Genomic DNA, 13,540 nt, shown 5'->3' on the forward strand with positions numbered 1-13,540 from the left:
TCGCCCCCAACGCAAACGCCCTGCCTCGCTAGCAGGGCGTTTTCACGTCATGGCATGACCCGCTTTTTGGATAAAGCGCTCAGAACGCACGACGACGGTAGCGGCGATAGCGCGGATACCAGAAGTTGCGCTCGATCGCCTCCCACAACACCTCGTCGGAAGACGACAGCGCCACGCCCTCCCTCTGGGCCTGCTTGGCGACGTCGAAGGCGATCGACTTGCTGATCTCGCGGATGTCCCTGAGAGCGGGCAGCAGCGCCCCTTCGCCCTGCTGGACGATCGGCGCCCCGTCGGCCAGGGCGTTGGAGGCCGCCATCAGCATGCCGTCGGTGACCCGCGAGGCGTTGGCGGCGACCACGCCCAGCCCCACCCCCGGGAAGATGTAGGCGTTGTTGCACTGCGCGATGGCTACCTCGCGATCGCCGATGGTCACCGGCGGGAAGGGGCTCCCGGTGGAGACCAGCGCCTGACCGTCGGTCCATTCGAGGATGTCCTGCGGCGTCGCCTCGACCCGTGAGGTGGGGTTGGAGAGCGGCATCACCACGGGGTTGGGGCAATTCTCGTGGAGCGTGCGGATGATCGCCTCGCTGAACAGGCCCTTCTGCCCCGAGACACCGATCAGGATCGTCGGCCGGGCATTCTTGATCACGTCCATCAACTGCCGATCGGGCCAGTCTTCGAGTTCGGCGGGATCATGGGCGAGGCGCTGCTGGAAGTCGTAGAGCCCCTCCATGTCCGTGGTCAGCAGGCCGTTGCGGTCGACCATGTAGACCCGCCGCCGGGCCTCGGCCTCGTCGAGCCCTTCGGCCTGCATGGCGACGATGATCTGCTCGGCGATGCCACAGCCCGCCGAGCCGGCGCCGACGAAGGCCACGCGCTGGTCGCCGAGCCTGGCGGAGCGCGACTTGCAGGCCGCCAGCAGCGTGCCCACGCACACCGCGGCAGTGCCCTGGATATCGTCGTTGAAGCAGCACAGCTCGTCACGATAGCGCTCGAGCAGCGGCATGGCGTTGGTCTGGGCGAAGTCCTCGAACTGCACCAGGGCGTTCGGCCAGCGCCGCTTGACCGCCTCCATGAACATCGCGATGAAGTCGTCGTACTCCTCGCCGGTGACGCGTTCGTGGCGCCAGCCCATGTACATCGGGTCGTCGAGCAGTTGCTGGTTGTTGGTTCCCACGTCGAGCATGATCGGCAGGGTGTAGGCCGGGCTGATGCCGCCGCAGGCGGTATACAGCGACAGCTTGCCGATGGGGATGCCCATGCCGCCGATGCCCTGGTCACCGAGTCCCAGGATACGCTCGCCGTCGGTGACCACGATCACCTTGACCCGGTCCTTGGTGGCACTACGCAGGATATCGTCCATGTGCTCGCGATCGGGATAGGCGACGAAGATCCCGCGATGGTTGCGATAGATGTTGGAGAACTCTTCACACGCCTCGCCCACGGTCGGCGTATAGATGATCGGCAGCATCTCCTCGAGGTGCTCCTCGAGCAGGCGGAAGAACAGCGTCTCGTTGTCGTCCTGGATCGCGCGCAGGTAGATGTGCTTGTCGAGATCGGTGTTGCAGAGCCGATACTGGCGGTAGGCGCGCTCCGCCTGCTCCTCGATGGTCTCGACGTTCTGCGGCAGCAGCCCGATCAGGTTGAAATCGATACGCTCTTTCAGGGTGAAGGCGCTGCCCTTGTTGAGCAGCGGCATTTCCAGCAGGGAGGGGCCGGCGTAGGGCGTATAGAGGGGGCGCTTGGATTCGCTCATGTCTCGACTCGAGGTTGGTGAAGGAAGGGCTGCCCCGTCTGCGGTGACGTTCGTTGCAAACTCACACGGGACGAGCACCGGGCCTGACGGTAAAGATAACACGCACGAGCCGACCGGGCCGCCCCGAAGGCCCGACCGGCGCTCGATGCCGCCAGCGAGCCGGCTTCCTTCGCCCGTCTCGACGAGGCCACGGCGCCGGCTCCTGACGAGTGATAGGCTGGGGGATGGCTATGCAACCACCCGCTCATCCGCGCCAAGGCCGGCGAATCAGGCCCGCGCAACGACACCCGAGAAAAGGAGTACGAGGCCATGCACTGGACGACGGCATCCGCCCCCCGGGCCATGAGCCCTGCTGACGGCGACGATACCGGTGGCGGCGACACGCCGCCGCCGCTGATCGAGCGCGAGCGGCTGTTCGGCAATCCCGCGCGGATCCAGGGGCGCTTGAGCCCGGACGGCCAGTGGCTGGCGTGGATCGCTCCCCGCGAGGGCGTGCTCAACCTGTGGGTCGCCCCCGTCGACGATCCGGCACAGGCCCGGCCACTCACCGACGAACGCACGCGCCCCATCCTGCGCTACTTCTGGTCGCCGGACAGCCGGCAACTGCTCTACGTCAACGACACCGGCGGCGACGAGAACTTCCGGCTGTTCGGCGTGACGGTCGATGGCGGCGCGGAACGCCTGCTGACGCCGTTCGAGGGCATCCAGGTCCAGGTCATCGCCATCAGCCGTGAGGTGACCGGCCATATCCTGGTCGGCCTCAACCGCCGCGACCCGCGCTGGCACGATGTCTACCGACTCGATCTGGCGAGCGGCGGGCTCGAGCGGATACTGGAGAACGACGGCTACGCGGGCTTCATCGCCGACGAACGTCTGGCGCTGCGGCTGGCGATCAAGCCCCGCGAGGACGGTGGCCTGAGCTATCACCGCGTCGCCCGGGAGGGCATCGAGACCACCCCCTTCGCCGACATCGGCTTCGAGGACAGCGCCAACACCGGCCCGGTCGGCTTCACCCGCGATGGCGAGACCCTCTACTGGATCGACGGCCGGGGCCGCGACACCGCAGCGCTGACCGCCCAGGACTGGACCAGCGGCGAGATCCGGCTGCTCGCCCATTCGCCCAGGGCCGACATCACCGACCTGCTGCGCGATCCGCACAGCGGCAAGGTCCAGGCCTGGGCGGTGGACTACCTGCGCAACGCCTGGCACGCCCTGGACGGTGCCATCGCCGACGATCTTGCCTTTCTCGACCGCGAACTCAAGGGCGACATCGACGTCACCTCGCGCACCGACGACGATCGCCTGTGGACGGTGACCAACGACCCGGTCACCGCGCCACCCGCCGCCTGGCTCTACGATCGCGAGAAACGCCGGCTGACCCGCCTCTACGTCGGCCGCCCGGAACTCGAGGGCGTCGAGCTCGCTGGCATGACCCCGCTGGAGATCACCGCCCGCGACGGCAAGACGCTGGTCTCCTATCTCACCCTGCCCCGCGGCAGCGATGCCGAGGGCTTCAGCAAGCCCGCCTCGCCCCTGCCCATGGTGCTGCTGGTCCACGGCGGCCCCTGGGCCCGCGACAGCTACGGCAGCGAGACCTTCCACCACTGGTTGGCCAACCGCGGCTATGCCGTGCTGTCGGTCAACTATCGCGGCTCGACCGGCTTCGGCAAGGCGTTCATCAGCGCCGGTGACGGCGAATGGGCGGCGGCGATGCACGACGACCTGCTCGACGCCGTCGACTGGGCGGTCGACGCCGGCGTCGCCGATCCCGAGCGCGTCGCCATCATGGGCGGCTCCTACGGCGGTTACGCCGCGCTGGTGGGGCTGACGTTCACCCCCGAGCGCTTCGCCTGCGGCGTGGACATCGTCGGCCCCTCCAACCTGCAGACCCTGCTGGCGAGCATGCCGGCCTACTGGGAGGCCGGCAAACGCCAGCTCTACCGGCGCATGGCCGACCCCGAGACCGAGGCCGGCCGCGCCTGGCTCGAGGCCCGGTCGCCGCTGTCCCGTGCCGACGCCATCCGCCGGCCGCTGCTGATCGGTCAGGGCGCCAACGACCCGCGGGTCAAGCAGGCGGAGAGCGACCAGATCGTCGCGGCGATGGAGGCCAACGGCATCCCGGTCACTTACGTGCTGTTCCCCGACGAGGGCCACGGCTTCGCTCGGCCGGTCAACGCCATCGCCTTCAACGCCGTGGTCGAGGCCTTCCTCCAGGGGTGCCTGGGCGGCCGCGCCGAGCCGATCGGCGAGGCCCTGGCCCCCTCCTCGATCGAGGTGCCCCACGGCGCCGAGTTCGCCCCGGAACTGGCCGAGGCGCTGGGGGTGCGCGGCGCCTCCTGACCCCCGGAAACGCCGACGCCCGGCCAGAGCCGGGCGTCGGGGAAAGCTTGGGAAGCGCCGATCAGACGAAACGCCCCAGCCCCGCCGCGTGACGCAGCTTGTCCATCAGCGGCGCGGCTTCGGCGCGGGCCCGTTCGGCCCCCTTCTTGAGCACGTCCTCGATGTGGCCGGGATCCTCCATCAAGGCCTGGTAGCGCTCGCGCGGCTCGCGCAACTGGGCATTGAGGTACTCGAACAGCTCGTTCTTGGCGTCACCCCAGCCGATCCCTTCGGCGTAGCGCTGACGCATCGCCGCGCTCTCCTCGGCGCTGGCGAAGGCCGCATAGATCTGGAACAGCGTGCTGTCGTCGGGGTCCTTGGGCTCGCCCGGCTCCAGGGAGTTGGTCTTGATCTTGCGCACCAGCTTGAGCAGCTTCTTCTCGGAAACGAACAACGGGATGGTGTTGTTGTAGCTCTTGGACATCTTGCGCCCGTCGAGCCCGCCGAGGACCTCGACCTTCTCGTCCACCGCCGCCTCGGGCAGCGTGAAGTACTGGCCCTTGTAGAGATGATTGAAACGCCCGGCCATGTCGCGGGCCATCTCGATGTGCTGGATCTGGTCGCGCCCCACCGGGACCTTGTTGGCGTTGAACATCAGGATGTCGGCGGCCATCAGTACCGGATAGCCGAACAGCCCCATGGTCACGCCGCGGTCGGGATCGGCGACCCCGGCCTCCTCGTTTTCCGCGACCGCCGCCTTGTAGGCATGCGCGCGGTTCATCAGGCCCTTGGCGCAGACGCAGGAGAGCATCCAGGTCAGTTCGGGGATCTCGGGGATGTCCGACTGGCGATAGAAGATCGCATTGTCGGTGTCCAGCCCCAGCGCCAGCCAGGTGGCGGCGATCTCCAGGCGCGACTGCTGGATGCGCTTGGGATCCTGGCACTTGATCAGCGCGTGCAGGTCGGCGAGGAAGTAGAAGGACTGGACGTCGGGATTCTGGCTCTCGGCGATGGCCGGCTTGATGGCGCCGACGTAGTTGCCGAGGTGAGGGGTACCGGTGGTGGTGATGCCGGTGAGAACGCGGGTCTTTTCCATGGGATAGGCGAATCGCTCAGTGCAAATGCGCCCAGTGTACAACGCCGCCGCCGGGCAAGGCGACTCGCCCACTGACGCCCCGGGGCCAGAGAGCGGCCCGCGGGGCGGGGCGACGCTGACGGGCTCCCTCGCGGCCCCGTCAGCGGCGGCCCTGCCAGGCGGCAGTCGCCGTCCGGCGTATTACTGGCCCAGCAGGCTGGCCGGGTCGACGCTCTCGAGGCCGAAGGCCTCGGCCACCGCCCGATAGGTCAGCTTGCCGTCGTGGACGTTGAGCCCGGGGAGGAAGTGCGGGTCGTCGGCCAGCGCCTGCTTCCAGCCCTTGTCGGCCAGGGCGATGACGAACGGCATGGTGGCGTTGGTCAGCGCCTGGGTCGAGGTGCGTGCCACCGCGCCGGGCATGTTGGCCACGCAGTAGTGCACCACGCCATCGACCACGTAGGTGGGCTCGGCGTGGGTGGTCGCCTTGCTGGTCTCGAAACAGCCGCCCTGGTCGATGGCGACATCGACCAGCACGCTGCCGGGCTGCATGTCGGCGAGCTGCTTGCGGGTGATCAGCTTGGGCGCCGCGGCACCCGGCACCAGCACCGCGCCGATGATCAGGTCCGACTCGCGGATCGCCGCCTCGAGCGCATCGGCGGTGGAGTAGACGGTGTGCAGCCGCCCCTGATAGCGATGATCGAGCGCCTCGAGCCGCGTCAGCGACTTGTCGAGCACGGTGACCTCGGCCCCCAGGCCCAGCGCCATGCGCGCGGCGTTCTCGCCGACCACGCCGCCGCCGATCACCGTGACCTTGGCGGGCGCCACGCCCGGCACCCCCGGCAGCAGCACCCCGGAACCGCCCTGCGCCTTCTCCAGGCTGTGGGCCCCGGCCTGCACCGCCATGCGCCCGGCGACCCGGCTCATCGGCGCCAGCAGCGGCAGGCCACCCTGGGCATCGGTGATGGTCTCGTAAGCGATGCAGGTCGCCCCGGCATCCAGCAGCCCCTTGGTCAGGGTCTCCTCGGCGGCCAGGTGCAGATAGGTGAACAGCGTATGGCCCGGCTTGAGGCGCGCGACCTCCTCGCTCTGCGGCTCCTTGACCTTGACGATCAGCTCGGCCGCCTCCCACAGAGCATCGACGTCGGATTCCAGTGTCGCGCCGACCGTCTCGTAGGCGCTGTCGGGAAAGCCCGAGCCCTCGCCGGCGCCGGTCTGGACCGTGACCCGATGGCCACGCTCGACCAGCTCGCGAACGCCGGTCGGGGTCAACGCGACACGATACTCGTGGTTCTTGATCTCCTTGGGAACGCCGATGCGCATGGTCTCTGTCCTCGATCGTTGATTGTCGTTGAAGGATCCAGCGGATTACAGCACGGCAACAATAAAGTCGTGAACCAAGGAGATAAAAAGACCAAAAGTCTCTGTAACGCGCTTTTCAAACAAAAAGAAATACCGAAAAACCCAATCGAACAGGAAATCGAACCACCCGTGACGATGCCGTCATTCGCCAACCGCTCGATCCCCGGGGCCTTCATCACCACCCAGGCCCCGGCTATGATGCGCCGACGCCATTGTCTCGCCGACCGCGCCGCTCTACAGCTTTCCGGCGGAGTACGGCCACCCGTCCAACGACCCCGAATACCCCTTCGAGCACCTCGGCTTCACCCTGCCCTGGAACATGGGGGAGCAGCCGGCACTGTCGATCAATGGCGGCTTCAGTCACGATGGCCTGCCACTGGCGATCCAGTTGATCGGCCCGCGCTTCGAGGACCGCCGGGTGCTGCAACTGGCACACGCCTTCGAACGCTGGCGCGGGCCGATCGACCGCTGGCCATGCCCCCCGGGCCAGTGATCCCGCCATCCCCACCGACACAGGAGCCGATCGACATGCATCGCCCCATACTCCCCACGACGGCCCGCGGCCGCCTGACGCTGACGCTGTTCCTGGTCGTCATCGCCGGCGGACTGTGGCCGGTGGTACTGATCGCCAACCAGGCCCGACTGGTGCTCGGCATCCCCGCCGTGGCGGCCTGGGCCTGCCTGCTCGTGCTCGCCTCCAGCGCGGTGATGCTGATCGGCAACCGCCTGTCGCCGCTGCCCGAGGCGATCGTCCGGGCTCACGACACCGAGGAGGCCGAGCGATGAACAGCGTGCTGCCGCTGTCGATGACCCTGGCTTACGTGGCGATCGCCGTGGTGCTGGGGGTTCGCGCCCGCGCGGGCCAGCGCATGGACTCCCTCGAGCAATGGGGGGTGGCCGGGCGCAGCATGGGCCCGCTGGTCATGTACCTGCTGATGGGCGCCGGCAGCATCAGCGCCTATACCTTCATGGGCGCGCCGGGCTGGGCGTGGAGCAAGGGCGTGCCGGTCTTCTACGTGGTGATCTACCTGAGCTATCTGGCGCTGATCGCCTGGTACTGCGGGCCCCGGGTATGGGCCTTCGGCGCCCGGCTGGGCCACGTGACCCAGGCCCAGGCCGTCGCCGAGCGCTTCGAGAGTCCCCTGCTCGGCGCGCTCACCGCGCTGGTGATGTCGATCGGCGCGCTGGCCTACGCCATCCTGCAGACCATCGGCGCTGCCTACATCCTCGATGTCATGAGCGCGGGCCGCCTGCCGTTCGATCTCGACGTCTGGCTGGTGCTGGGCGCGATCGCGAGCTATCTGTTCATCAGCGGTCAGCGCGCCATCGGGGTCACCAATGCCTTCCAGGGCGGGCTGATGCTGGTGGTTGCCTGGGCGATCGGGCTGTGGGCGACCCACGACCTGACCGGACAATGGTGGTTCGGCGGCGTCTTCGAGCGCGTCCAGGCCAGCCATCCCGACTTCCTGACCCTGCCGGGCGGCCTCGGCGACATGAGCTTCGCCTTCTGGACATCGTCGATCATCGTCTCGATGTTCTCCTTCCAGCAACCGGTCTGGCTGCAGTGGATGAGCGCCGACTCGGCCCGCAGCATTCGCCGCAGCGCCACCTGGCTGCCGACCTACTATCTGGTGATCCTGCCGATGGTGGTGGTCGGCTTCATCGGTATCTTCACCCTGCCGAACCTGGCGCGTCCCGACACCGTGGCGCTGCAGCTCGCCTTCCAGCAGATGCCGCCGGTACTGGTCGGGCTGCTCGGCGCCGGCACGCTGGCGGCGGCGATGTCCTCCTGCGAGCCTTACATCCACGGCACCGCGCTGACCTGGACCCGCGACGTGATCCGCCCCCTGCTGGGGCTCTCCGAGCAGCGCACCGCCCAGCTCGCCCGCTACCTGATCTTCCCGATCATGCTGCTGATCGTGGGGCCGCTGGCCATGCGCGAGCCCGGCAACCTGATCATGATCCTGCTGGTCGGGCTGGGTTTCGCCGCGCAGATGCTGCCGGCCTTCATCGGTATCTTCCTGTGGCCTCGCGCCACCCGCAGCGGCGTGCTCTGCGGGCTGGCCGCCGGCTTCCTGGTGACCACGCTGTTCACCGTGGTGTGGCCGAATCCACTGGGCATTCACGCCGGGGCCTGGGGGCTGATGATCGACCTCCCTCTGTTCGTGGCGGTCTCGCTGCTCACCCGCCCCGCCAGCCGGGCGACCCTGGCCCGCTTTCTGCCGATCGTCGCCCCCGGCCGCCTGCCCGCCGGGCGCGAGGCCGGCCACGGGGCCCGTGCCAATCCGCTAGCGGAGCTGGATGGCTGAGCCCCATCCGGCCGGGGATCAGTCCGGCGCCTCGGCGGCCAGGCAGGCGTCGCCGTAGGCCGCCACGAAACTCGGCGGCATGCGCCGCGCCCGGCCACTGGAAAGCTCGACACAGGCGAAGCGCGTGCGGGCACGCAGCAGCGTGACCCCGTCGGTCACGCGGATCAGTTGGAAGCGGCGGGTGAGGGTCAGGCGCCGGTCGCAGTCGACGATCCAGGTGGCGAGCCGCAACCGCTCGCCGACGTGCGCCGGCGCCAGGTAATCCAGCTCGTGGCGGTGCACCACCATGCCGCGGTCGAGGGTTCGATAGTCGTCGAGCGTCAGCCCGAGTCGCCGGGAATGCATCCAGCTGGCCTGCTCGATCCAGCGCAGATACTCGGCGTTGTTGACGTGGCCGTAATGGTCGATGGCCGACTCGTCGACGACATGCTCGATGACGAACGGCGTCGGCAGATCCCAGTTCATGCTCGGCTCCTGCACGGACTCTCGATATATCAAGGCGCTGCGGCGCGTCGCTCAATCACGCCGCAAGGTGCCGCAGCGCCAGCAGGTGTCGAAGACCCCGTCCAGGGCCTCGCCACACGCCGGACAGGCCCAGGCCTGGCGCGGCCGGGGCGGGCCATCGAGGGCCTCGTCGACCAGTGCCCGGGCCCGGGCATGATCGGCGGCGGCGACCCAGACGGCGGGTTCGCACTCGCCGGGCGGCAGCTCGCCGGCGGCGCCGCCGAGGATCATGTTGCGCAGCTCGCAGTCGATCCCCGCGCCGACGAGCACGTTGTAGACGTGGCTGACCCGCAGCGCATTGGTATCGGCGAAGACCCGCACGCAAGCCCCGGTCGTCATGCCGTCAGTCGCGGAATACCCGCAGGCCCAGCGCCTTGAGATAGGCGGTCTCGGGGATCGACGGATGAACCGGGTGATCGGGCCCCTGGCCACCCTGATAGATCAACTGGCCGTGGCGGTCCTGGTGACGCACGGCGCCGCGCACGCAATCGATCAGCCGCTCGGTGGTCATGTGCATGGAGCAGGAAGCGGAGAGCAGCAGCCCATCGCGCCCCAGCAGGCGCATCGCCTCGCGATTGAGCCGGGCGTAGGCGCGCTCGCCGTTGGGGATGTCCTTGCGCCGCTTGATGAACGCCGGCGGATCGAGGATCACCACGTCGAACTGCTCGCCGTCGGCCTTGAGTGCCGCCATCGCCTCGAAGGCATCGGCCTCGCCGACCGCCACCCGCTCGGCGACGTCATTGAGCTCGGCGTTCGCGGCGACCCGTTCCAGCGCCTCGGCGGAACGGTCCACGCAGAGCACCTCGCTGGCCCCGTGGGCCGCCGCCTGGACGCCCCAGCCGCCGACGTAGCTGAACAGATCGAGGACTCGCTTGCCGGGCACCAGGGCATTGAGCCAGGCACGGTTGGCGCGGTGATCGAAGAACCAGCCGGTCTTCTGCCCGGCCAGCACCGGCGCCTCGAAGCGCACCCCGTTTTCCTCGAGCAGCACCGTCTCGGGCAGCTCGCCGTGGACGACCTCGACCTGGGCGTCGAGCTGCTCCAGACGGCGTCCCGAGGTATCGTTCTTGAAGACGATGGCCCGGGGCGAGAACACCTTGTCGAGAGCGGCGATCACCTCGTCGCCGATCCGCTCCATGCCCAGCGTATTGAGCTGGGCCACCAGCACGTCGTCGTAGCGGTCGACGACCAGGCCGGGCAGCAGGTCGCCCTCGCCATGCACCAGCCGATAGTAGGGCTTGTCGAACAGCCGCTCGCGCAGCGCCAGCGCCTGGTTGAAGCGATGCACCAGCAGCGAGCGGTCGAGGCGCACGTTGACGTCGCGCGAGACGATACGCGCACAGATCAGCGAGTGCGGATTGACGTAGGCGATGCCCATGGGCTTGCCGCTGGCCGCCTCGATGATGGCCTGGCTGCCCGGCTCGACGCCCTTGAGGGGCGTCGCCTGGGTGTCGATCTCGTTGGAATAGAGCCACAGATGACCGGCCTTGAGGCGGCGATCGGCGTTCTTCTTCAGGCGCAGGCGTTCGGTCACGGGAACTCCGGTTCAGGTCATCACTAATGAAGGCATTTTAACGCGCTTGCAGACCACCGAGAAAAGTCCGCAGGTTCTCATGCGCGGAGAAACGCTGAACAAATCGCCGAGCAGTGTAAAGCGCAAGGCGCACGGAGCACAGAAACCGGAGCCTATGAGTTATAGGTGAGGATTTCGAGCACCGCGCAACGCAGCGATTTGCCTGCGCAGGCATTTGCGTTGTTACTCAGGTCTGGCAGCGTGGGCAGAACACGCTCGCCCGCTGCCCCAGGGTGATCTGGCGCAGCTCGCCGCCGCAGCGCCGGCAAGGCTCGCCGGCCCGGCCGTAGACGTTGAGTCGCTGGGAGAAATAGCCCGGCTCGCCGACACCGCTGACGAAATCGCGCAGCGTGGTGCCGCCCTGACTGATCGCCGCGGCGAGCACCTCGCGGACCGCCTCGGCCAGCCGGTCGTAGCGCTCGCGGCCGATGCGCCCGGCGGCGCGACGCGGGTCGATGCCGGCCAGGAACAGCGCCTCGGCGGCGTAGATGTTGCCCACACCGACCACCACGGCGTTGTCCATCAGAAACGGCTTGACCGCCAGACGCCGTCCCCGCGACAGCCGGTACAGCCGCTCGCCGTCGAAATCCGGCGACAACGGCTCCGGCCCCAGCCTGGCCAGGCGCGGATCGCTGGCGACGTCGCCGGCCAGCCAGTCGACGAAGCCGAAGCGGCGCGGATCGTGATAGCGCAGGATGGCGCCGTCATCGACCACCAGGTCGACGTGGTCGTGTTTCTTCGGCGGGTCGCCGACCCGGGCGATGCGCAGGCTGCCCGACATGCCCAGATGCCAGAGCAGCGTGCGCTCGCCGGTGGGCACGATCAGGTACTTGGCGCGACGGCGCAGCTCGCCGATCCGCCGCCCGATCAGGTGATCCTCGAAATCCACCGGCACCGGCGTGCGCAGGCGCCGCTCGCGGACGATCACCTCACGGATCTCGCCGCCCTCTAGGTAGGGGGCGACGCCGCGGCGGGTGGTCTCGACTTCGGGCAACTCGGGCATGCAGGACTCCGACACGAGCGAGGAGAGAGCGAATCACACGGGACGAGCAGAGACGAAAAAACCCGGCCAGGCCGGGTCTTTCTCGGCAGGCGACACGCCTGCGGTGGAAGCATCAAGCCCCGAAGCCATCGATAAATCGACGGGCCACGCCACGCCCAGGGGCGATCGGCGGGTACCGTCATTTATCGACGCATCGTTACTTGATCTTGGCTTCCTTGTACATCACGTGCTTGCGGACCACCGGATCGTACTTCTTGAATTCGAGCTTGTCCGGGGTGTTCCGCTTGTTCTTGTTGGTGGTGTAGAAGTGGCCGGTACCGGCGCTGGACACCAACTTGATCTTGTCACGCATGATCGCTACTCCCTAATGTAAGAACGCCTTAGATGCGCTCACCGCGCTTGCGAATGTCTGACAGCACCTCTTCGATGCCCTTCTTGTCGATGATCCGCATACCCTTGGAGGAGACGCGCAGCTTGACGAAGCGCTTCTCGGACTCCACCCAGAAACGGTGGGTGTGCAGATTGGGCACGAAACGACGGCGCGTCTTGCGCTGGGAGTGGGATACGTTGTTACCAGTCACCGGACGCTTGCCGGTAACCTGACATACTTTGGACATGAGAGCCTCCAACCGCTGGGCGAGTTGTTCAAAACCTGTCGGGCAAACCGGGAAGAGAGAATGGCAGGTAACCGCCTTCCGCCCCTTAATTAACCCAAGGAAGTCAAAGGGCGTACTTTATACCAGAAGCCGTCCGTTGCGGCAAGCTACATTCGCAGGAGGCGCCACGGCAAATCATGCGCCAAGAGCCGGATAGGCCACCCTACATGACCAGAGCCTCTCGAAAAGTCGGCGAGCGAAGGTCAGGCAAGGCAAAAATCAGCGAAAAAGCGGAGTTTACGAGCTGTAAATGAGCATTTTGAGCTGATTTTTAACGCCGCATGACCGAGCGCAGCCACTTTTCGGGCCTACAACCAGCCCCGTTCGGCGAACGACACCACCTCGCCGTCGCCGACCACGAAATGGTCGAGCACGCGGATCTCGAACAGCGCCAGCGCCTCCTTGAGTCGCTCGGTGATGCGGCGGTCGGCGTCGCTGGGCTCGGCCACGCCGGACGGATGGTTGTGCGCGAAGATGATCGCGCCGGCCCCCAGTTCCAGGGCGCGCCGGGCGACCTCGCGCGGGTAGACCGAGGCGCCGTCCAGCGTACCGCGGAACAGCGACTCGAAGCGAATCACCCGGTGCTGGGTATCCAGAAACAGCGCGGCGAACTCCTCGTGGCCGAGATGGCGCAACTGCGAGGCGAGATAGGCCCGCACCAGCGACGGCGAGGTCAAGGCGCCGCCGCGCTCGAGCTGACTGGCAAGATGGCGCCGCGAGAGCTCGAGCACCGCCTGCAACTGGACGTACTTGGCCTCGCCCAGGCCGTGCTCGGCACAGAAGCGCTCGCGGTCGGCCTCGAGCAGCGGCCGCAGGCCGCCGAAGGCGCCCAGCAGATCACGTGCCAGATCCACGGCCGAACGCCCCTTGACGCCGACCCGCAGGAAGATCGCCAGCAGCTCGGCGTCGCTGAGCGCCTGCGGCCCCAGCCCCAGCAGCTTCTCGCGGGGGCGCTCGCCCTCGGGCCAGTCGCGAATCCCCATCCC

The 13,540-nt window shown here is 67.7% G+C and carries 14 protein-coding genes; 4 read left to right on the forward strand and 10 right to left on the reverse strand.

The window, feature by feature from the left end; all coding sequences use genetic code 11:
• Window positions 1–79: 79 nt before the first annotated feature.
• Window positions 80–1,756, reverse strand: coding sequence for an NAD-dependent malic enzyme (locus tag D0901_RS12625; RefSeq protein ID WP_129140659.1), 1,677 nt, complete (start codon window positions 1,754–1,756; stop codon window positions 80–82).
• Window positions 1,757–2,065: 309 nt separating this feature from the next.
• Here D0901_RS12625 and D0901_RS12630 point away from each other — a divergent pair, with 309 nt between their 5' ends.
• Window positions 2,066–4,096 carry a S9 family peptidase gene (locus tag D0901_RS12630; RefSeq protein WP_233440420.1) on the forward strand — a complete coding sequence of 677 codons (2,031 nt, stop codon included), beginning with the start codon at window positions 2,066–2,068 and terminating at the stop codon, window positions 4,094–4,096.
• A 61-nt stretch (window positions 4,097–4,157) separates the two neighbouring features.
• Here D0901_RS12630 and D0901_RS12635 read toward each other — a convergent pair whose 3' ends face one another.
• A complete protein-coding gene (locus D0901_RS12635) occupies window positions 4,158–5,171 on the reverse strand; it encodes a tryptophan--tRNA ligase (protein ID WP_129140660.1) in 1,014 nt (337 codons plus the stop codon).
• A 180-nt stretch (window positions 5,172–5,351) separates the two neighbouring features.
• Window positions 5,352–6,470, reverse strand: coding sequence for an alanine dehydrogenase (gene ald, locus D0901_RS12640; RefSeq protein ID WP_129140661.1), 1,119 nt, complete (start codon window positions 6,468–6,470; stop codon window positions 5,352–5,354).
• 250 nt (window positions 6,471–6,720) lie between these two features.
• On the opposite strand from ald, the gene D0901_RS12645 reads away from it, so the two are divergent.
• Genes D0901_RS12645 through D0901_RS12655 form a run of 3 tightly spaced genes read left to right on the forward strand, consistent with a single transcriptional unit; the run spans window position 6,721 to window position 8,818 of the window.
• Entirely contained in the window at window positions 6,721–7,002 is a 282-nt protein-coding gene (locus D0901_RS12645) for an amidase family protein (RefSeq protein WP_129140662.1), read from the forward strand.
• A gap of 35 nt (window positions 7,003–7,037) precedes the next feature.
• On the forward strand, window positions 7,038–7,295 hold the full coding sequence (locus D0901_RS12650) for a hypothetical protein (RefSeq protein WP_129140663.1): 258 nt from the start codon (window positions 7,038–7,040) through the stop codon (window positions 7,293–7,295).
• The gene (locus D0901_RS12655) at window positions 7,292–8,818 is read left to right on the forward strand and encodes a sodium:solute symporter family protein (RefSeq protein ID WP_129140664.1); all 1,527 of its coding nucleotides are present in this window, start codon (window positions 7,292–7,294) and stop codon (window positions 8,816–8,818) included. The genes D0901_RS12650 and D0901_RS12655 overlap by 4 nt, the downstream gene beginning before the upstream one ends.
• A gap of 18 nt (window positions 8,819–8,836) precedes the next feature.
• Here the strand turns inward: D0901_RS12655 and D0901_RS12660 are convergent, their stop codons facing one another.
• From D0901_RS12660 to radC, 7 genes are all read right to left on the reverse strand, one after another.
• Window positions 8,837–9,283 (reverse strand): acyl-CoA thioesterase, encoded by a 447-nt coding sequence (locus D0901_RS12660; protein WP_129140665.1) that lies wholly within the window; start codon window positions 9,281–9,283, stop codon window positions 8,837–8,839.
• Between the two features lie 51 nt (window positions 9,284–9,334).
• Complete coding sequence (locus D0901_RS12665; RefSeq protein WP_129140666.1) at window positions 9,335–9,661, reverse strand: putative signal transducing protein; 327 nt, start codon at window positions 9,659–9,661, stop codon at window positions 9,335–9,337.
• 4 nt (window positions 9,662–9,665) lie between these two features.
• Window positions 9,666–10,856: a class I SAM-dependent rRNA methyltransferase gene (locus D0901_RS12670; protein ID WP_129140667.1), complete on the reverse strand. Its 1,191-nt coding sequence runs from the start codon at window positions 10,854–10,856 to the stop codon at window positions 9,666–9,668.
• Between the two features lie 226 nt (window positions 10,857–11,082).
• Entirely contained in the window at window positions 11,083–11,898 is an 816-nt protein-coding gene (gene mutM, locus D0901_RS12675; RefSeq protein WP_129140668.1) for a bifunctional DNA-formamidopyrimidine glycosylase/DNA-(apurinic or apyrimidinic site) lyase, read from the reverse strand.
• A gap of 196 nt (window positions 11,899–12,094) precedes the next feature.
• The gene (rpmG, locus tag D0901_RS12680) at window positions 12,095–12,250 is read right to left on the reverse strand and encodes a 50S ribosomal protein L33 (protein ID WP_129140669.1); all 156 of its coding nucleotides are present in this window, start codon (window positions 12,248–12,250) and stop codon (window positions 12,095–12,097) included.
• A 28-nt stretch (window positions 12,251–12,278) separates the two neighbouring features.
• Complete coding sequence (gene rpmB / locus D0901_RS12685) at window positions 12,279–12,515, reverse strand: 50S ribosomal protein L28 (protein ID WP_129140670.1); 237 nt, start codon at window positions 12,513–12,515, stop codon at window positions 12,279–12,281.
• A 347-nt stretch (window positions 12,516–12,862) separates the two neighbouring features.
• A complete protein-coding gene (radC, locus tag D0901_RS12690) occupies window positions 12,863–13,537 on the reverse strand; it encodes a RadC family protein (RefSeq protein ID WP_129140671.1) in 675 nt (224 codons plus the stop codon).
• Window positions 13,538–13,540: the final 3 nt, after the last annotated feature.

The sequence above is a fragment of the Modicisalibacter coralii genome (genome assembly GCF_004117855.1).
Taxonomy (GTDB): Bacteria; Pseudomonadota; Gammaproteobacteria; order Pseudomonadales; family Halomonadaceae; genus Modicisalibacter; species Modicisalibacter coralii.